Source organism: Mesorhizobium sp. M0587 (assembly GCF_040320945.1).
Taxonomy (GTDB): domain Bacteria; phylum Pseudomonadota; class Alphaproteobacteria; order Rhizobiales; family Rhizobiaceae; genus Mesorhizobium.
Window position 1 is genome coordinate 84839 of record NZ_JAMYQP010000021.1, and the last position, 20666, is coordinate 105504.

The 20666-nt window shown below is 62.0% G+C and carries 13 protein-coding genes; 7 read left to right on the forward strand and 6 right to left on the reverse strand.

Annotation, left to right across the window (positions count from 1 at the left end; all coding sequences use genetic code 11):
* Positions 1-1341 precede the first annotated feature (1341 nt).
* Both NKI49_RS19595 and NKI49_RS19600 read right to left on the reverse strand, forming a co-directional pair.
* A complete protein-coding gene (locus tag NKI49_RS19595) occupies positions 1342-3519 on the reverse strand; it encodes a S46 family peptidase (RefSeq protein WP_352606115.1) in 2178 nt (725 codons plus the stop codon).
* A 385-nt stretch (positions 3520-3904) separates the two neighbouring features.
* Positions 3905-4408, reverse strand: a complete 504-nt coding sequence (locus NKI49_RS19600) for an ATP-binding cassette domain-containing protein (RefSeq protein WP_352606117.1) — start codon at positions 4406-4408, stop codon at positions 3905-3907.
* Positions 4409-4820: 412 nt separating this feature from the next.
* Between NKI49_RS19600 and NKI49_RS19605 the strand changes: the two genes are divergently transcribed.
* Positions 4821-5114, forward strand: a complete 294-nt coding sequence (locus NKI49_RS19605; protein ID WP_352606119.1) for a DUF6916 family protein — start codon at positions 4821-4823, stop codon at positions 5112-5114.
* Positions 5115-5148: 34 nt separating this feature from the next.
* On the opposite strand, the gene NKI49_RS19610 is transcribed toward NKI49_RS19605, so the two are convergent.
* The 4 genes from NKI49_RS19610 to NKI49_RS19625 are packed head-to-tail and all read right to left on the reverse strand — an operon-like array spanning position 5149 to position 7395.
* Positions 5149-5664, reverse strand: coding sequence for a GNAT family N-acetyltransferase (locus tag NKI49_RS19610; protein WP_352606120.1), 516 nt, complete (start codon positions 5662-5664; stop codon positions 5149-5151).
* A 23-nt stretch (positions 5665-5687) separates the two neighbouring features.
* Positions 5688-6221, reverse strand: coding sequence for a phage tail protein (locus NKI49_RS19615; RefSeq protein WP_352606122.1), 534 nt, complete (start codon positions 6219-6221; stop codon positions 5688-5690).
* A 60-nt stretch (positions 6222-6281) separates the two neighbouring features.
* Positions 6282-6812, reverse strand: coding sequence for a phage tail protein (locus NKI49_RS19620; protein ID WP_352695726.1), 531 nt, complete (start codon positions 6810-6812; stop codon positions 6282-6284).
* A 52-nt stretch (positions 6813-6864) separates the two neighbouring features.
* On the reverse strand, positions 6865-7395 hold the full coding sequence (locus tag NKI49_RS19625) for a phage tail protein (RefSeq protein WP_352606126.1): 531 nt from the start codon (positions 7393-7395) through the stop codon (positions 6865-6867).
* Between the two features lie 109 nt (positions 7396-7504).
* Here NKI49_RS19625 and NKI49_RS19630 point away from each other — a divergent pair, with 109 nt between their 5' ends.
* The 6 genes from NKI49_RS19630 to NKI49_RS19655 form a co-directional block, all read left to right on the forward strand.
* Entirely contained in the window at positions 7505-12439 is a 4935-nt protein-coding gene (locus NKI49_RS19630) for a putative Ig domain-containing protein (RefSeq protein WP_352606128.1), read from the forward strand.
* A gap of 345 nt (positions 12440-12784) precedes the next feature.
* Complete coding sequence (locus NKI49_RS19635) at positions 12785-14896, forward strand: multicopper oxidase family protein (RefSeq protein WP_502899589.1); 2112 nt, start codon at positions 12785-12787, stop codon at positions 14894-14896.
* Positions 14883-16883: a tyrosinase family protein gene (locus NKI49_RS19640; protein WP_352606132.1), complete on the forward strand. Its 2001-nt coding sequence runs from the start codon at positions 14883-14885 to the stop codon at positions 16881-16883. The genes NKI49_RS19635 and NKI49_RS19640 overlap by 14 nt, the downstream gene beginning before the upstream one ends.
* Before the next feature lie 35 nt (positions 16884-16918).
* On the forward strand, positions 16919-19564 hold the full coding sequence (locus NKI49_RS19645) for a LodA/GoxA family CTQ-dependent oxidase (RefSeq protein ID WP_352606134.1): 2646 nt from the start codon (positions 16919-16921) through the stop codon (positions 19562-19564).
* Positions 19565-19566: 2 nt separating this feature from the next.
* Positions 19567-19983, forward strand: coding sequence for a hypothetical protein (locus tag NKI49_RS19650; RefSeq protein ID WP_352606136.1), 417 nt, complete (start codon positions 19567-19569; stop codon positions 19981-19983).
* Positions 19922-20666: NAD(P)/FAD-dependent oxidoreductase (locus NKI49_RS19655; protein WP_352695728.1), on the forward strand; the 745-nt coding region annotated here is incomplete at its 3' end. The genes NKI49_RS19650 and NKI49_RS19655, both read left to right, overlap by 62 nt.

Here is a 20666-nt window from a genome sequence, read left to right on the forward strand (position 1 = left end):
GCTGCTAACCCAGGCCATGGCGATTCTACGATCTGTTCACCGTTGTGCCGATCCTCTTCGGCATCGCGTTTCAGCTCGACATGAGTTCGCTGCGCCGACACACCTACGAACGCGCCAACTGCATCTTCACGGCGAGCCTTATCCTGACCGCGTGCGGCGTGGGGCTGGCCATCCTGCTGATTTCTACGCGATGTCGGCGAAGGGCGCGCTGCCCGGCGCTTGAGGGGCCTGTGACTGCGCTTTGGCGCTGCCGCTCATGGGCCGACGCCACGTCAGGTCCGGAGGCCCAGCGCTTCTTCCCAAGCGGCGCCGATGTTAAATTAGAGCGTTTCGGCTTGCCGGAATTGGAATCTCGGTGGCTACCCCCTCATGGCTTTTGGTGTGGCAGGAAGACCGATGCGCGGGTGTGGGTGGACCAAGGCGTTGCATCAGGACGAGGGTCGACAGGGTCCGCGCGCGCATTGCCGAACTGAAGCGCGACCTCATAGTGACCGCACCAATGGGCGCCGTCGGCGTTTCGAAGCCGGACATGAATTTCGCAATGCGACGTTCAGCCTGGCGCGTCTCGAGGAATGCATCGCCGAAATACCTTGACCCTTTGGTATGGAAGGGGAGCCCGCCAACAAACCCCCAAGCCATCGCGCCAGCTACACAAAGTGCGAGCGCAACAAGCAGACTCCACGTTGACCGCGATGTGAGTTGCATCGCTTGGTTCGAATGCTCAAGACCACGACGAGCATATGGCTCTCTGCGCTCGTTGCCATAGTGTTCAGTATTTTATCTGACCAAGCAGTTCAGACACGAACGGGGCTTTCGCCCTGCGAATATGCAAATCGCGGTTGTCCTCATGTACGTGGCGGAACTCACGGGCGTGACACGTCGGTCGAAATAGCCTCCTGGAAACGCGGTCGGCGCGGGCATTGGCATATATGAAGTGGGAGCCCAATCAGCCGCGATCCAGCCGCACGACCAGCTTGCGAGCGACCATCTCGGCTATCGCCCCGTCAGTTTCGGTCTGCATCACATTCGCCGTGCTCAGCCGTTCGCGCAGGCCGGTATCCATCACGTGCAATGTCGTGGCTCAGGCTGTCTATATCGTCCCTCTTGGCCTCAAACGCGGAGCGGCGCAACGGGTACACTCGGATAGACGCATCGAGGTCGGAAACGAGTTGCCAAAGTTTCGACGGCGTGAACTGCTGAGGCGGAACATCGTCCGGCAGCACCACGCAAGCGTCAATGATGCGTAAGCAACAGCCGAGCCTCGCCTTGCCGCGTGATTGGCCTCGTGTCAGACCTCTCTGCGCCTCCCATTCAGCCATTGCAACAAGACCCTGACATTTATCAACGTTTTCTATCCGCACAGGAGCGCGATGACGGCCGCACTCCCATTTCCTTGAGCAGCCGGCCCGCCCCGTCAATCTTGTCCATGGTCCACAGCATGAAGCGACTGTCGACATGGATGGCGCGGTCACGGTCCGCATCGGGAGCCCAGTCCGAGATCACGCCCTCGAGTGTGCCGTCGAAAGCGAGACCCACGAACTCGCCACGCCCGTTCAGCGTCGCCGAGCCGCTGTTGCCGTTGGTGATGTCGACGGTGGACATGAAATCGACCGGCAACGTGCCCAGCGTTGGCGCGACATATGGGCCATAGTCCTTGGCCTGAATCGCGGCAACTATGGCATCCGGCGCATCGAACTCACCTTTGCCAGTGTGCTTCGCTAGAAGTCCCTCGGCCGTGGTGAAGGGCGTCCAGATCTGCCCGTCGCGCGTGCGTCCTGTCACCTTACCCCAGGTGATGCGCAGCGATCCATTGGCGTCGGGATACACGGACCGGCCGATCGACTGCCGATAGGCACGCAGGCCCTGCATATAAGTCGCCCGGGCTGCCTGCGTGCGGCCGGCGCGGTCCTTGGCCGCGCGCTCCGTAGCTATATCGCCGGGGTATAGTGCGACCGCCAGCTTGATGAAAGGATCGTCCGACAGCTCGAAAGCAGCCGCGGGCTTGTCGAGCCAGCCGAGCCGCGTGGCCGTGTCAGCGAGTTTGGTGTCTGCATAAAGTCGGTCAAGGCCGATTTGGTCCAAAGCGGTCTCGAACGCAGTATCGCGGTCCTTTTCGTTCAGCCGGCGATATTCATCGAGCGCGGCCTCGAAGAGGTTGCGATCGATGTCGGGCAGATAACGGCGTTCGATCTGCATCAGTTGATCCACGGTCTGGTTACGGTCGCGATCCTGAAATCCGCTTTCACGGTCTTCGTCAGACTTCTCGCGCTCCTTGGCCCAGCGATAGAGACCGCGCGCGGATGAGAGGATTTGCGCGCGGTCCAGCAGCGCCTGCCGCAGCTCCTCAAGTGAGGCCCGGCTATTCTCGGCCACTATGGCGTCCAGTTCGCGGATTGCTGCTCCATAGCGCGCCTGCCGGGCAGGATCGTCAGCGACCCAGTCGCGATAAGCTTTCTCCTCGGCGGCCTTGCGCGCCTCGAGCCCAATTGCATCGGCCCCGGCGAGATCGCCCGCCAGCTTTTTCTCGTAGTTTTCCGCGCCTTGCAGGATGGAGGCGTAGCGGATCTGCGCCTCGCGATTGCCTGTCGTGGCTTGCCTGATCTGGGCGGCATAGTCCGACAGCAAACGCTGCAGCAGCGGTTCGTAGTGCGCGAAATTGAACCGGACTTCGTCGGCGGTGCGCAACCGATTGGTGGACCCCGGAAAGCCGGCGACCATGACGAAATCGCCTTCCTTGACCCCGTCACGGGCTATGGGCAGCCAGATCTTCGGCCGGTAAGGAACATTGTCGCGCGCATATGGACGGGCGGAACCATCAGGAGCGACATAGGCGCGATAAAAGCCGAAGTCGCCTGTGTGACGCGGCCACATCCAATTGTCCGTCTCGCCCCCGAAGTTACCGATGCCAAGCGCGGGCGCATAGACAAGGCGCACGTCTTGAATTTCGAGTTTCTGCTCCAGATAGTAGGAGGCGCCGCCATAATAGGCCCATACCTCGCAGCGGCGATTGGGCTGTTCTTCACATGCGGCGATCAGCGTTTTGCGGTTTGTGTCGAGCCGCTCATAGCGGGCAAAGCCGTTCAGCTTGTCCGAGACGCCGTTGAGCATGTCGGCGGTCACATCCCGCATATGCTCGATCACATAGATGCGGCTGCCAGGCGCCGCAGGCAATTCTTCGTCCACGCTCTTCGCCAGAAAGCCGTTTGTGAGATAGTCCTGACCCTCCTTGCTGTGGTATTGGATGGATCCGAACACACAGTGGTGATTGGTTGCGACTAGCCCTTGTGGACTGACGAAGGAGGCAGAACATCCGCCAAGTGATACGATCGCGTTGAGCGGGCCAACGTCCAGACGGCCCAGCTGTGCGGGGTCGATCCGGAGCCCATCCGCGCGCATGGCCGCGCCCACTTCCGCAGTCTGGCCCGGCATCCACATACCTTCGTGCGCCCACGCAGCGCTAACCGTCCAGAGCAAGGCGATGGCAGTTGCCTTGGCCAACCGTTTCAAATTCGAGTTCATGCTGGTTGTCCCTCTAATCCGCTTCCTGTTTTCTGCAGACCGGAATCGATGACAATCGGGACGGCCGGCATCCGCCCGCGCCCGTCGGGTGCCACTCCGAGTGGACCGTTAACGCAAGAATCCGGATGACGCCCACCTCTCTTTTGGGTGGCCTGCATGTTTGCGAATCGTTCGCCGCACCAACCGTGCCAAAGGAATAAAGCTTTCAATTACAATGTGGTGGTGAGCCGCCCCATCTGTGTCCGATCTCCGACATCGTCGTAAACCCGACACTGTCGTCCTAAGTGATCATCCGCGGCGGAAACGATCACGCTTATAGCTGACGGTCGCGGTGTTCATGCCGTCGCGTTTAGCCGGCCGGCGCAAGCTTGAGAGTCACCCGAGATCAACCTGGCAAACGTTTCCTCTGGCGAGAACGGCCAGTTGAGCGCATGCCGATGCCTTCCTCCTGCACTAACCGCTTCAGCACCGAGAAAAGTTTGGCCGTCTCGCCGGCGGTTGGGTTGGCCGTCGGCTCGTCAAGAAGCAGCACTTCCGCTCCAGTTGAAAGTGCACGAGCGAGCTCGACGATCTGGCCCTCGTGGAGGGACAGTTTGCGTGCCGGCAAATCGATGATCTCTTCGCCGATCGCATCGGTCAGCCGGAGCGCACCAAGGGCGATTTCGCGCATGCGCCGACGGCTGATTTGCGACCAGCCCGACCTTGCATGCACGATGCCGATGTTTTCCGCGACCGACAGCTCGGGCAGCAGCCCCAGCACCTGATGCACCACAGCAATGATCGGGCTGGTGTGGCCGGCCTTCGACGAGGCGAAGCTAATATCGCCGGCATCGCATGAGGTCAGTCCCGTCCACGCGAACTCGGGCGCTCTTTGCCTGTTCGCCATCATCGGTGGCCCGCGGGATGCAAACGGCAACAATCCCGATGCGATCGCATTGATTTCGCAGTATGGCAATACAGACCCGGAACCGCCAAATCGGCCCCTGCCGGCTATCATGCGACGACCAGCGGCAACAACTATCCCCATGAATTCAACTGGGGGAGTTCTATGCTGTCAGTCTACTGTTTGAGGATCCGCCCTGGCGAATATTCCAAAGACTGAGGACGCACCTCCCACAGTGACACTACAGTCGACCAACAATGCTTGGATCGAGAAGCCACATCTTGCCGGAAGGAAGGGCTCGCAAGAACTTTCATGCCGTGCCAGAACACGGTATCAATCGAGCCATCGGCGTGCCGTCCACGACCCGACCATGGGATGGTTGCCTGAGAGGCACAAAGTGCGGGAAATTGGAGAGCTCATGGGACTTGTGACGCTGGAGCATTTCGCCGTTTGCGTCGGCAGCGCGTTCGACCTCGACATGGGGGAGAGTTCGCTGCCCATGACGCTGTCAGAGGCGCGGCCGCTGCCGGAAAGCGGATTTCCCGGAATTCGGCGATCGCCCTTTTCCCTGATGTTTCGAAGCGGCTCACCGATCGTCCTACCGCAAAAGCTCTACAAGCTGAAGAATGCGACGTTGGGCAGCCTCGAAATGTTCCTTGTCCCTGTCGCCAGGGACAAGGAAGGCATTGTCTATCAGGCAATCTTCAATTGACAGTGCATCCGGTCGACCGGACAAGCAAGGCCGGTCAGGCCGTAGACCACTCCATTCCGATATGGGTATCGGTAGCATCGACTTCCTGAAACTGAAGGCGGCGGTAGAGAGCCTGTGCGCGGATGTTGCGTCGCTCGACATGCAGGAATACCCCCGATGCCCCGGAGGTTTGCGCCTGGCGTTGCATTGCCTTCAGCAGGGCGATCCCTCGGCCACGCTTGCGCCATTCCGGCAAAAAACCGATGTCGATGATATGCCAACGCTCGGCGCTGGTATCGACATAGAGCCGTCCGATCGGCTTGCCCTTGTCCTGAAGGATCAGGAAATCGGCGTTTGAAAACACGCTGACATAGTGGCGGTGCTGGAGGGCGAATTGCCCGTCGATGAAAGCCCGCTTCATCTCCTGCAGCCAAGGCACGGGTTCCATTTCCTCCATGCGGAATGACCAGTAGAGCCGGCGCAGAAATGGAATGTCCGCGAGCGTCGCCCTGCGGGACGCGCCACGTGGAAAGCTCAGCCGGGAGCTTTCGCCGGCAGGAAACGTCGGCAACGCTTCTGCTTTGCTGGAGGCCATCAACCGAAGGACGGAAAGACCCCCGACATCGCTATACTGTAATTCACCGCGAGGTAAGGCTGGCGATTCTCGTGCGGCTGACTGTTCCCGGTAGCGCCGAGCATGGTGGACAGGAATTGCGCGTTCGCCTGCGCATTGGCCACAAAAGGACTGGTGCTTCCGGGCGGGGCCAATGAATTGCCGGCAGAGGGCGAGCCCGTTTTCTTGGCCAGATCCGGCTGGTTGTATATGGTGAACTGATGCGCGTGCGCCGGCATTTGTGCAACCGTCAGCGTCTCGCTGGTTGCGCCAAACGTCTCGCCGATGGTGCGGCTTGAAAGCCCGGGGCCCCTGCCCTGGTTGCAGCCGGCGCGGTTGGTGAAGTTGGGCAGTTGAAAGGTGGTTGTGCCATTGCCGCCGTAGTTGGTGCCAAGCAAAGAGAACAGCGCCGAATTTTGCTGGATCGGAACAACGGCGCCATTGCAGGAAGCCCACCCGCGCGGAGCGAAGCTGAACCCGAAAACCTGTATCTCACCGAGGAAGGGCTCAGTCATTGGAATGTCCTTGCGATCTGGATGGCGAACCGGTTTCCATAAACAATCCCGTGCGCGGGCTCAGCCCTGCGATGGGTAAATTCCCGCCCATGCAATGCAGAACTGCACTGTCAGCGTCGGCATCGTGTTGTCGTGAGCCGTGTTCCCGCCGATAGTCTGCGTCGATTGAGGGGCGGTGACATAAGGCGTAGCGCCGGCAATATCGGTCACATACATGGTGTCGTTTGAGATGGCACCAAGTTCGGCCGCCGTGTTGACCGATTTGCCATCGGCGCTCGACGTGGTCGCGGTCATCGAATGATTGTGCTGCGGCATCTGCTGAGGGAGCAGAGTGACGTCCTCGTTGCCGGCCGCCTGGCCCAGGACATAGCTCGATAGGCCAGACCCTGTGCCCTGATGGATGGGCACACGACCGGAAAGATTGGGCACGGCGAACGTGGACTGGCCATCGCCGCCATAGGTGGTGCCGATCAGTGTAAACAACACGTCATATTCCGAGATGGGATACACCCCTCCGTCGCAGGCGAACCAACCGTTCGGCACGCGCGAAAAACCGAACATGCGGATTTCTCCGACAAAGGGCGTGCTCATCGATGGACCTCCTCAGGGCAGTGATTTGGCGGGCAATTGTGTGCTGGCGGCGTCAACTGCGTGACGGAAAAATCCCGCTCATCGCGATGTTGTAGTTGATGGTCTCGTAAGGCTGAATGTTCGGGTGCGACTGGTTGCCGCCGACATAGGTGACGGTGGGAGCCGACAAGGGAACCGCGCGGCCATTCGGTGCGGCATAGATGGCGTTTGTGGTGGCGCCATAGAGCGCGCCGCTGGGATTGCGCGCCGCACCCGCTGCCGTGGTCGCATTACCCACATGGTTATGGGCCGGCAGTTGCTGAGACAGCAGCGTGACGTTTTCAACCCCGCCCGTTTCACCCCACTGATAGGCCGTCGGGTTCCAGTTCGGATCGGCGGATGGGCCAAATCCGACCGGGGTGCGGCACTGCAGATTGGGCAGGCCGAAGGTCGTGGTGCCGTTGCCGCCGTAGGTGGTGCCGAGCAGCGAAAACAGCGCCTGGTTCTGAGCGATGCCGATTATCGAGCCGTTGCAAAAGGCGAAGCCCTTTGGCGCGAACCCGAATCCCGTCATCATGATCTGGCCGAGAAAAAATTCTGCCATTAGCATTCCCTAATATTAGACATCTTGGTTTCTTGAATTCATCATTGCTCATAAAGCACGGATTCTGCAAGGTGAGTCTTTCACCTGAGGTAGACATGGTGAAGACTATATGATTTACTTTGCATTAGAATCCGAAGAAGCTGACCAAGCCAGGATTCTAAGACGGCTTAAAGATTTTAAGGGGTCGATATTTTGCGCCTCGGCACTAAAACGTACCGATTGGCGGCATTGGGGGCGTGCATTGGATCGGACTGCAAAGTATTGCGCCGGGCGTTCGGATGCGCTTGCCAGCAGCTTCCTGCTATGGGTTGCCATGCTTGCATTTGTTGGCATGGCTGCCTTGGCGCCATCCCTGGCACAGGCCGCTCCATCCGACGGCTGCCCCCTCCCCATTACGTTTACGGTGGCGTCTGGCGGCTTCCATCAGATCGACGCGTCGTCATGCGATGCTTTCGGAACAAACCCGCAGGACCGAGTGGTGCAGCCCGCACACGGCACCGTCACCATCAACAACGCGTCTGCTGGGCTCCTGACCTATGTCAACAATGGCGACGGCGCCCTGTCCGACAGTTTCACCTTTGAAGATGCTTCTGCGGGCGTCGTCACGGTCAATGTGACTGTCTCCCCTGCCAGCTCGCCCATCACCGTTACCCCCGCAAGCCTGCCGACACCGGCAGTCGGCGTTTTCTACGACCAGACAATTTCCTCCAGCGGTGGCGTGGGGCCCTATACCTATACGCCGGGGGGCGGCAGCTTGCCCCCGGGACTCAGCCTTGCAACAAACGGCAGGATTTCCGGCACGCCAACGGGCTCGGGCCCTTACAATTACACCGTGCATGTGGTGGATTCCACCGCCGGCACGCCTTTGACGACTGACAAAAGCTACAGTTTGAGTGTCCCTGGACCCACGCTGGCCGTTTCGCCGACCAACCCGCCCGCAGGCTCCGTAGGCTTTGCATACAGCCAGCAACTCAGCACCAGCGGCGGCACCGCGCCCTATACTTACAGCGTCGAGATTGGTCCCCCGCCGGCTGGATTGAGCTTGTCTTCCAGCGGCCTGATCTCCGGAACGCCGAGCGTTCAGGGCACCGTCACATTCAAGGTCAAGTCGCAGGACAGCACAACGATCTCGACCGGGGGCGTCTGGTTCGTCCCCCAGGACATAACCGTCGTCATCAATGCCGCGCCGACCATCGTCGTTAATCCGGCCACTCTGCCTGGCGGCGCAGCGGTCGGATCGACCTACAGCACGACCATTTCCGGCAGCGGTGGAACAGGCCCTTATACATTCGCCGTCACCGCGGGATCGCTTCCGGCCGGTCTGAGTTTGAACACGACAACAGGCGCACTTTCGGGCACGCCAACAGCCGGCGGCACATTCAATTTCACCGTCCAGGCAACCGATAGCAGCACCGTGCCCGGGCCATTCAGCGGCACACGTGCCTATACGCTGGTTGTTGCCGCGCCGACCGTCAGCCTACCGACGACCACACTTGCCAACGGCACGGTCGGCGCGGCCTATTCGGCCTCGCTCAATCCCGCGACCGGTGGCACCGCGCCCTACGCATATGCAGTGACGGCCGGCGCCCTTCCGCCAGGCATATCGCTGTCCGGCGCGGGTGCGTTTTCGGGAACGCCGACCGCAGAGGGAATTTATAACTTCTCTGTAACCGCGACTGACAGCAGCACGGGAACCGGCCCCTATTCAAGCGCGCCCCGCGCCTACGGCATCCAGATCGTCAACATTCCGCCGGTTGCCAATCCCGTGTCGGCCACGGTCGCCTATAACAGCAGCGCCAATCCAATCACGCTTAACATCACCGCCGGAACGCCGACATCGGTTGCGCTCGCCACAGCGCCTGCCCACGGCGCGGCAATGGCCAGCGGCACATCGATAACCTACACCCCCACTGCCGGATACGCCGGTCCAGACTCGTTCACCTATACGGCAACGAATACGGCCGGAATGTCCGCACCGGCGACAGTAACCGTCACGATCAGCAATCCGACGATCGTGGTCGCGGCATCCGGGGCTTTGGCCGCCCAAGTCGGCGTTACCTATTCACAGACCTTCACCGCATCCGGTGGTGCTGCGCCGTACACACTGTCGGTAAGTGGCTTGCCGGCGGGCCTTTCCGCCACAGGGACGACGACCAACAGCGTGACCGTTTCCGGGACGCCGACAGAAGCGGGCAGCTTCGGCCTCAATGTCACAGGCACTGACAGCAGCACCGGAAATGGCCCCTTCGCGATTGCACAGCCCTTCACACTCACCGTCAGCGCCCCAACGCTTGTCATGGCGCCGGCACCCGGATCTATTCCCGTTCCCTATGGTGCGCCGTTCAGCCAGCAGTTCTCGGCCTCGGGCGGCACAGGTCCGTACAGCTTCGGCATCACCGCCGGCGCGCTTCCGCCAGGCATCTCGTTCAATTCGGCTGGGCTGCTCTCCGGAACGGCCACGGCACCCGGCACCTACAATTTCACGCTCCAGGCACAAGACAGCAGCACCGGTGCCGGAGCGACTTTTGCAGTCACGGCGTCCTACGCATTGGTGGTCGGGCCGCCCACCGTCATTGTCGGCCCTGCAATACTGAGTAATGCTACGGCTGCTTCGCCCTACTCCGCCACGGTGACCGCCTCCGGAGGTGTGGCGCCCTATACTTTCTCGTTGACGTCCGGCGCGCTGCCGGCCGGTATGTCGTTCAATTCGGCCGGTACCTTCTCGGGCACGCCTACCCAATCGGGCACTTTCTCGCTCACGGTCCAGGCAAGCGATGCTCACGGCCAGTCAGGGATCCATGCCTATAGCTTGACGATCGACCTGCCGGCCGTGACCATATCGCCCACCAGCATCCCAGGCGGCACGGCCGGAATCGCCTATAGCCGACCGCTCGCGGCGAGCGGCGGCAACGGCCCCTACACCTATGCGCTCACCGCGGGCGGATTGCCGGCAGGCGTAACCATCGCGGGCGGAGCAATAGCCGGAACGCCGACTGTTGCCGGCACCTTCAACTTCACTGTGACGGCGACCGACAGCACGGCGGGCACGGCGGCAAGTGGGTCCCAGGCCTATACGTTGGTGGTTGCAGTGCCGACCATAGGGCTGGCACCAGCCAGCCTCCCTGCCGGTCAATCTAACGTCGCTTACAGCCAGGCACTCACAGCCAATGGGGGCACCAGCCCTTACAGTTTTGCGGTGACGACAGGCGCGCTGCCGGCCGGGATAACACTTTCTTCGACGGGAACGCTTTCTGGCACACCGACGGTTGTCGGCCCGTTCAACATCACCGTTACGGCGACAGACAATCTTGGTTTCACCGGCACGGCAAACTATACGCTTGTGATTGGCAACAACCCGCCGGTTGCCAACCCGGAGACGGCCGAAACGCTTGAGGGCCAAGCCGTGACCATCCACGTCACGGACAACGATACCGGCACCATCGCTTCCATTTCGGTCGCCACCGCGCCAGCGCACGGCACCGCGTCGGTCAGCGGCACTGACATCATTTATACCCCGGGAGCGTCCTTTAACGGGTCGGACACACTGACGTACACGGCGACCGGACCAGGCGGAACCTCAGCGCCTGCCACCGTCACGATCAACGTCAGGCCTGTACCCGTCCCTGTCGCGCAGCACGTCACGACAGTGTCGGGCAAGGCAGTCGTGGTCGACCTTGCCAAGGATGCGGTTGGCGGGCCGTTTACCTCTGCGGGCCTTGTTTCGGTGCCTCCCCCTTCATCTGGAGCGACCGTGCTGAACGGGTTCCAACTCACCTTCACCCCGACAGCGACATACCAGGGTACGGCCACAGTGACCTTCACTTTGAGCAATGCCTATGCGACGTCGGCGGTGACAGCGATCACCATCGAGGTCGTCGAGCGTCCCGATCCGACGCTGGACAGCGAGGTCATGGGCATTCTCAACGCCGAGACCGCCGCGACACGCCGTTTCGCTACCTCGCAGATCGGCAATTTCCAGCAGCGTCTGGAAGGCCTTCATGACAGCGACGATGGCCAGGAACCGACCGACAGCCTGGCCTTTGTCCAAGGCATAGTGCTCTCGTTCGACGACACCTGCAGTGACCAGGAGCGGGCAGCAAAGGGAGAATCCTGTGAGCGCGGCCAGACGTCTGACCCGAACTGGCCCTTCAAATCGTCTCTCGACGACACCGCTACGTCGGGCACGCCCGGAAGCTTCGGCTCCGGCAGCTTCGGCCATAGCAAGGTAACCATCTGGACCGGAGGCTCGATCAATATCGGTGAGCGTGACGGCGACGACGGCTACAAGTTCGAGACCACAGGCCTAAGCGCCGGCGTCGACTATCGCCTCAACCGCGCTTTCGCGATCGGTCTGGGCATGGGTTACGGCCGCGATGTCAGCGACATTGGTGACAATGGCAGCCGCAGCACCGGTAAGGCCTACACAGCGGGACTCTATGCCAGCTATCATCCCGGCCAGGACTACTTCATCGACGGTCTGGTCGGATATCAGTGGCTGTCGTTCGACTCGAAGCGTTATCTGACATCCGGCGGCGGCTTTGCCAACGGCGAGCGCGATGGTAGCCAATGGTTCGCCTCGGTTTCGGCCGGCAAGAAGTTCGAGATCCAGGAATGGCAGATTTCGCCCTATGCGCGTCTCGACGTGGCGAAGGCGACGCTGGATGCCTTCGCCGAAAGTGGCGATCCCTCCTCGGCCCTGCACTATGGCGAGCAGGACATCAGTACCACCACCGGCAATCTCGGCCTGACGCTCGCCTACAGGTTCGCCGCTGACTTCGGCGTGGTTTCACCGCAGGTGAGGCTAGAGTACCAGCACGACTTCCAGGGCGAGAGCGCGATCACCATGAACTACGCCGACATGTTCGGCGGGCCGATCTATCACACCTCGATCGACGGGCTCGGCAAGGACCGCTTCATGCTCGGCCTCGGCGTGAATGTGCAGACGGTGCAGGACTTCAACGTGCGGCTGGAATATCGCGGCCTGTTCGGCAGCGATGGCGATACCGACAACGGGTTCCTGCTCAACCTGGGCAAGAACTTCTAATCCAGCCGCCACGAGACCTGTGGCGCCCGTTTGGTGCTTGTTCTTCGCGGCCCAAACGTAGGCGAGGAGCTTGCTCGGGGGAAGACGCCCTGCGAAGCGGACATCGGCGTAAACGCCAGCTGGATACGAAATTGGTGATCGTGCCGCGCTGCAGAGCCGCCGATCGCGGCTGAACTTCTACAAGTAAATGAAATTGCAATAAAATCTTAATGAGCCGTATAAGCAACCCTGCACATGGCCATTAAGTAACTTTCACCTTTTACATTCAATCCATCTGGACAATTCTCACGATCTGGGTCACTATGCTTGCGGATTGAAATCTAGAGCCAATTTGAGGGAGGCCCCATGTCACGTGGTGGATCGATGGTGCGCGCGCGAATCTTCGCGGGTGTTTTCGTTAGTGGCCTGGGACCAATGGCGGCATCGTCAGCGGCAGCCGAGATCCTCAATCCACCCTTGTTGCAGGACGAACGCGCGCCGATCGCCAAGCCTATCCTGACGGAGGCAGCACCGGCCGCGCCCCTGCCCGGCAACACGGCACCGGTGCGCGGCGACCGGCTGCTCGACCTCAAGATCAACTATATCGACAATCAGATCTACAACCCGTCGACGGGCGGCTACGACAAGGTTCATCTGCGCGGCTACACGGGCAAGGGTGTCGATCCCGGTGCGCCCTATGTCTCGCCGACCATCGAGGCCGTTCCCGGCGACACGGTGCGCATCATCCTCGACAACCAGCTGCCGGCAGGCCCGCAGCCCGGCGACCCCGGCTGTATGACGGGCGGCCAGATGCCCGACATTCCGCACTGCTTCAACGGCACCAACCTGCACACCCATGGCCTGTGGGTAAGCCCGACCGGCAACAGCGACAATGTGCTGTTGTCAATCAACCCGCAAACCAAGTTCACCTACGAGTACAATATCCCGTCGGACCACCCCTCCGGCACGTTCTGGTATCACACGCACCGCCACGGCTCGACCGCGTTGCAGGTGTCGAGCGGCATGGCCGGCGCGTTGATCATTCGCGGCGGTCGCCCGCCGACGCCAACCGCCCATGGCGACATCGATACGCTGATCCCGACCTCGGCAGTTCCGGAGCGGGTGCTGGTGATGCAGCAGATTCAGTATGCCTGCCGCGGCCCGGCCGCGAAGCAAGGCGACCTCGGCCCGATCAAGCAGGATATTAACGGCCGCTATTTCTGCGACCCCGGCGATGTCGGCGGCATCGAAGGCTACGACCAGTTCGGCCCGGGCACCTGGCCGGCATCGGGTCGTTATACCTCGCTCAACGGCAAGGTGTTCAACCCCACCGACCCTATGAAGGCGACGCAGGGTCAGATCGAGCGCTGGCGCATCATCCATGCCGGCGTGCGCGACACGATCAGCCTGCAGTTCTTCAAGGTGCTCGACGGCAAGTTGAAGCCTGGGGTGAAGACCCTGCTCAGGGCCGAGACCACCGCCGCCTTCATCAAAGATACCTGCGACACCGAGCCAGTGCCTTATGCGCTGGTCGCCGCCGATGGCCTGACAATGGCGGCTGCGCAAATGACCAAGCTGGCGACGCTCCAGCCCGGCTACCGCTTCGACGCGCTGGTCGTCTTTCCGGAAGCCGGGCGCTACTGCGTGATCGATTCCTCGGCGCCCAAATCGGGCGTGGTCAACGGGCTGGATGTGAGCCCACAACTGCTCGGCCTGATCGACGTTGCGCCGGGCAAGCCGGTCGACAATGTCGAGTCCTATGTTAAGAGCATACTGGTTGCACTGGCCGAGACCAACATGCCCGCCGACGTCAAGGCGGCAGTGGTGTCCGATCTCAAGGCTGGCATAAAGTTCACCAGCTTCACACCGCACCCCGACGTCACGGACGAGGAGGTCAAGGGCAACGGCACGCAGGAACTGACCTTCTTCATCGATACAACAGGGCCGGACGTAAAGTTCGAGGTTGGCAACACCCTCAACACCGCCGACACCAAACCCTATGATCCGACCCGCATCGACCGCCAGCTGCCGCTCGGCAAGGCGCAGGTGTGGACGCTGCAATCGCATTTCGTCAGCCATCCGTTCCACATCCACGTCAATCCGTTCCAGATCGTCTCAATCACCGACCCCCTCGGCAAGGACGTCAGCGCGCCTGGAGCGATAGACGACATCGCCGGGACACCCGACCCGCAATATCCGGGCCTCAAGGGCGTGTGGAAAGACACGCTGTGGATCAAGAGCCTGATCCCGCAAAACCTGCCCACGGGTTTTTCAGGCATCTACACGATCACGCTGCGCACCCGCTACGAGCGCTATATCGGCGAGTATGTGCTCCACTGCCATATCCTAGACCACGAGGATCAGGGCATGATGCAGAACGTTGCCGTGGTGCTGCCCGCTGAGGTGGGTGACGCCGTGCAGGGCGACGCCATGCAGATGCATGGGATGCCGATGGGTGGCCACGATGCCCACAAGTAAGGCGCAGGCGTCCGAACCCGATGCGCCGTTTACGTGGAGCGACGTGGAGGCGATCCTCACCGCTGCGGGCGGCAAAGCTGGACCAGGCAGCCTGACCGGGGTGACGCTGCCGGATTTCCTGACGCTTGAGCTCCAGGGCATGCCGCTGATCGCGCCGCTTTCAACAACGTGTTGCGGCAAGAGCGACGCCGAGGGGCGCGGTGCGCGCTCAGCGCTGGTCCGCGGCTTGCGCGGACTGCCGCCCTTCGACGGCAAGCAGCTCCCCCGCCTGCCCTGGGGCGGCAAGCCGATCGCTTATGACGATATCGACCGGATCGAGACCTGGATCGACGAAGGCTGTCCCGGAGAGCTGATCGGATCAGTCGCGCTTGCCGGCGAGGTCAGTGTGGCCACCGAGGCACGCGTCGAGGTAAAGGGGCTTTCCGGCCCGATCTTCGGCCCGGCATCTGATCCCGCGGCATGGCGCTATGCCAAGGGAGAATTGCGACAGCGCATGGACGTCGATGTGCTCGACGACGCGCAGAAAGAGCGGCTGCGCCATGCATTTCGCGAGCTGTACAAGCTCAACAAGTGGGTCGGCGACAAGCGCAGCTACAACAACCTGGCGCTGATCCACCAGAACCACTGCCAGCATGGCTGGGAGCGATTCCTGCCGTGGCACCGCGTGTATCTCTATGAATTCGAGCAGGCCTTGCAGGATTTCTGCCCCGACGTGACCATGCCGTGGTGGGATTTCCCCGCATCGCGCTACAAGCCTGAAGACCCGGCCAACGGCGCAATCCTTCCCGATGCCTTCAAGGGCTTTCTGACGGAAGACTCGGCACGTTTCCTGCGCGATAAGGGTTTTCCGGCCAAGATCGACACGCTGGTCGGCCAGTTCTGGGCCAATCCGACCCAAGTTTACGACGCGGTGAGCACAGCCTGCGGCAAGGAATATGTGGCGGGCGAAAACCGCAAACGGCTGATCGACGCGCTGCTCGAGGCCAATCCGCTCTGGTATCCGCTGCGCTATTCCAGCCAGTTCGGCAACGGTTCGATCAACACCGTCATCCATTACCATTACCCGGCGCAGGAGGACATTGACGAGATCCTGTCGCTGCGCACCTTCCGCGACTTCGGCGGCGGCAGCCTTTATGTCGACAGCTTCGGCTTCCTAGACCAGAACCCGCACAACACCATGCATATCTGGACCGGTGGCATGAACCCGGCGTTCAAGACCGACGCTCCCGCCGATCGCAACAGCGCGGTGCGTGTTGCCGGCCGAAAATTCCACCAGCGTGACGATCTCTATTCCGAGCCGCAGTTCGGCGACATGTTCTCGAACCTGACGGCGTCCTACGATCCGATCTTCTGGCCAGTGCATGCCAACATCGACCGGCTCTGGTCGCGTTGGCAGCAGGAGCATCCCGACGGCCTGCCGGCGGACCTCGATTCCGCGCTGACGCCGTGGAGCTATGCGGTGCGCGACACGCTCGAAATGAGCCGTTTCGGCTATGAATATGTGCGCGGCGGATGCCTGATGCCGGTCGGCCTGACCAACCCGGTGGGGCGCTTTGTCTCGGCGCCGATCGCGGTGCCCGAAGCGACCAAGGGCTTCCGCTCGGCCGAGGTGCGGCTGCATCGCGTGCCGCAACTGCCGCGCTCCTGCTTCATCCGCGTATTTCTCAACACGCCGGATGCCGATGCCACGACACCACTCAACCTGCCTGGATACGCGGGCTATGCCGCCGTGTTCGGCCATGGCGAATGTTATGGCGGACCCGGACATTGCGAGGTGCCGCCAACGGAAAACCGCAAGTTCGATTTGCGCGAGCGCAGCATGAACACGCCGCGCAACCACCGCATCGACGTGACGCGCGCGGCAAGACGCTTGATCGCGGCCGGCGCCACCAGCCTCACCGTCAGCCTGGTGGTGATCGGCGCTTCCTACGAGGAAGACCGCGAGCTGTTGCGGCTCGACGGGGTCTCGCTCAATTTTCTCGACTAACCCACGGCCGGCACTGGCACCAAGGGGAAATCAATATGGCCGACCCAACGATCTATCGCATTCATCCCGCTGTCGGCATTGCCCGCCTCGGTGACAGCCCCGATGCCTTTTGCATCGCGCCGGAAAAGCCGGCGCAGATGCCGATCGAATGCGACGTCAACGGCAACGCCGCTAAGGGCGATGCGCCGATCAAGCACTTCAAGGACGATAAGGGCCGCATCAAGCGTCAGGCGGCACGCTTCCAAATCTTCGTCTATAACGAGGCCAACCCTGACGGCGTCCCGCTCAAGATCGGCGACCATGTCGAGGGCGGTGGCAATCGCGGAAAGCTTGTCGACATCCAGTGGCGCGTTCAGCTCGCCAACAAGAAGGCGGCCTGGTTCACCTTCGACGGGCTGCGAGGGGAGGCCGGCTATCCCGATGGCGCGCCGCTGCGCAACGCCGGCATCACCGATCCGGTCGAACGGCAGAAGCTGATCATCGACGCGGGCCCGCAAACGGTCGACAGCACCTCGCGGCGCAAGGCAAGCTTCGGGCGCGATACCAACCTGGCCTATGCCGTCACCTTCCCGCCAACCGGGATGGCGCCCAACGCGATCGACACGCTGGGCGAGATGATCACGGACGACGACGGGCGGCTGCTGGTGCTTGGCGGGCATGGGAACAGCGGCTCGTTCCTCTCAGGCTTCGGCCATCCGCGCATCGAGACCTATGCCAACAGCGACGGCTGGTTCGACGACATTTCGGACGGGCCGGTGATGGCGCGGCTGATGATGATGGAAGAGCGCGTCCAGGCGCTGCGCTACATCGACGTCGAATATCCGGCCTGGGCGCTGGTCGGCTATCCCCGCTACGCGCCGGAAGTGCTCGACATGATCACGCTGGATGACGTGATCGAGGACATGTCGATCCGCGAATTCGCCTATCGCACCGACTTGTATGGCACCGCAGGAACTTTCAGCGCACCGCAGAAGATCGACCCCACCGATACGCCGGCCTTGCTACATTGGAAGGCCGGACCGGTGGAGTGGAACCCGGCCTACCGGCCGTGGTTCTGGCGCGACGTCTGGCCGATCATTTTCCGCGCCGACGAATTCTCGTACTTCGCCAACATACTCCAGCAATCGAATTTTCCCCACAACCAGTCGAGCCGGGGCACATTCGATCCCTACCGATTGTGCATTCCGCCGCGGGTTGCGCCCCGCGCGCTGGCGCAGAAGGAAGGGCGCGCAAGAGACGATCATGTCGGCGGGCGACTGCTTGAAGCTGCGGTCGAACCAAGCCTGATGCTGCTTGACGCCACGCATGCGCCGGGCGCTGCGAAGGATGCCGTGGTCGGCGAAGCCGGGGCCTCGCTTAAGGCGGCAGCAGCGGCTTTCACTGCCGCGGTCTGTCGGCCCGGCGAGGGCGAGGCCGCGCGGGCCTACGCCGCGCGCTGGCAAGCGGCTTTCGCTGAGAACGATGCCGTAGCCGACCCAGCCTATGAAGCCGCCCGCAACGCATTCGACGCGGCCGTCGGCGATGTGATCGAACACATTAGCGCCGCAGCCGCGCCGCCCAAGAAGCGGATGCTCACCCTCGCCCGATCCTCGTCGCGGCAAGAGCCCGCCGAACCCGATCGCACCACCGACCCGGACGAGCCGATCGAAGCCGCACTGCGCCGGCTTGCGTTTGAGTACCGCTCCGGCCAGTTGCTGGACCGCGCGCTTGCCGCGGCAACCAAAGACGCGACGACCGATCCGGGCCGCTCCGCGCGGCAATACCTGTTCGACCTCTTGCGCAAGCCCGGCGAGGAAAACCTATTTCGGCTCGAGGCCAATCCGGCGACGCGCACCTACCACCTACCGCTGATGCCGCTATTGGCCGGCGATAACCCGATCACCAACAAGACGGTGCGCAAGTTCCTGCGGCTAACCGACACGCAACTCTTCCTGCTCAGGCAATGGGCGGCGGGTATCTTCATCGACGAGGTGGATGCAGGCTTCGCACCGGCCATCGACCCGTGGCAGCCCTACAAGGACTGGAATGTGCCGGGCGGCCGCGGTCTGGACCAGGGCGTGCTCTCGAACGGTCTCGGCGGCGCCTTCTGCCCGGGCGGCGAGGTGACGTGGATCATTCGCAACCCTGCGATCTGGCGCGAGCCCTATCGCATCAAAGCCGACCCCGAATGGTATAGCTTCGCGCTGACCGCCGCGCAGGAGAATGCCAATCGCTGGGGCGCGGGCACCAGCGAGGAAGGCTACATCGCCTATGCCTCCGACCCGCTGTCGCAAGGCAGCGATTTCGATATCGGTCTGCAGCCCGGCGACCTGACCAAGCTCAGCGGCCTGCCTTGGCAGGCCGACTTCAACGAATGTTCCACCCAGACGATCGACGTTACCTATGAGGAGTGGAACGTGCTTTATCCCGATAGCGTAGGTGACACGTTGCTGGAGCGCGAGCGGCGGGTATGGGAGACGCTGTGGTGGCCTGCGCACCGGCCGATGCAAGTCTATTATCCGGTCGGCACCGACTTCCAGTTCCGCAATTGGGCACGCGGTATTCCGCAGACTCTGGCCGGCGACCTCAAGATGGTCACCGAGTGGTCGAAGCTCGGATTCATGATCCGAAATCCTGCCGGCGGTCTCGACCAACCCTCACCCGGTGTCAAATACATCTGCGTCGAAGATTCGGGAGAATGACGATGAGCAATCCCTTTGTCGGCAACTGGACCTATCGCAGCTTCCTCAACGATCCGGACATCAGCAAAGCGGCCAACGACCTGCTCTTCGGAGAAGGCACGCTGGCCATTTCCGAGAAATCGCAAACCGAGCTGTCGGGAACGATCGGCGGGCCAGGTTGGTCGCTCGATCTGCGTGGCGGCTTCGGCTACGGCTCGCCTATGCAAGTCCGGTTCCAGGGCAAGGGCGTGGTCGGCGGCGAAGAATGGATCTACGACTATATAGGCTGGCTCGTACCGGTCTGGCCGAACAGCACGGACCGGCTGGAGATTCCGGCTATCGTTGGCTCTGTGGTGCGCACCATCCCGCATTCAGGCGATGGCGGCAGCACCAACCCGGCAGGGGTGGTGGCTTCCTTCTATGCCGTCCGAGCAAGCTGACTTTGTCGTGATCGGTGGCGGTCCTGCGGGTGCGGCGGCGGCGCTGACGTTGCGTCGGCACGCGCCCGCGCGGAGCGTGATGTTGCTGGAGGCAGGAAGGCATGATTGGCCAAAGCCGGGAGAGGTGCTGCCGGCAGTAGCGAATGGACTGCTGCGTCAGCTTGGTGTCTGGACGCCGTTCGCCGAGGCCGGCTTCGTTGAAAATCGTGCGCTTGTTTCGGTGTGGGCCAATGAAGTTCCCAGCGAGCGGCACGGCATGTTTTCCGCTCAAGGTGCCGGCTGGCAGCTCGAGCGGACGCGATTCGACCGGCTGATGGTACAGGCGGCCAAGGCGGCAGGTGTGGACACGCGGTTTGGCTCGGCCGTGGGTTCGGCAGTACGCGACGATCAAGGCTGGCTGCTCAAGCTGGCCGATGAAGATATCGTTGCCCGCGCCGTGGTTTGGGCGACCGGCCGCAGCTGGCGGCTGGCGCGATGTTTCGGCGCCAAGCTCACGGTGCACGGACACCTTGCCGCCTATACACGCTTTTTCGACCGCGCGCCGGGCGGTTGCCGCATGGTTGTCGAGGCGCGTCCCGAGGGCTGGTGGTACAGCGCCGACCTGCCGGACGAGCGCCGTGTGGTCGCGTGCCTCACCGATCCGGATCTGGGCAGCGAACTGCGCGAAGCCGGACATTGGTACC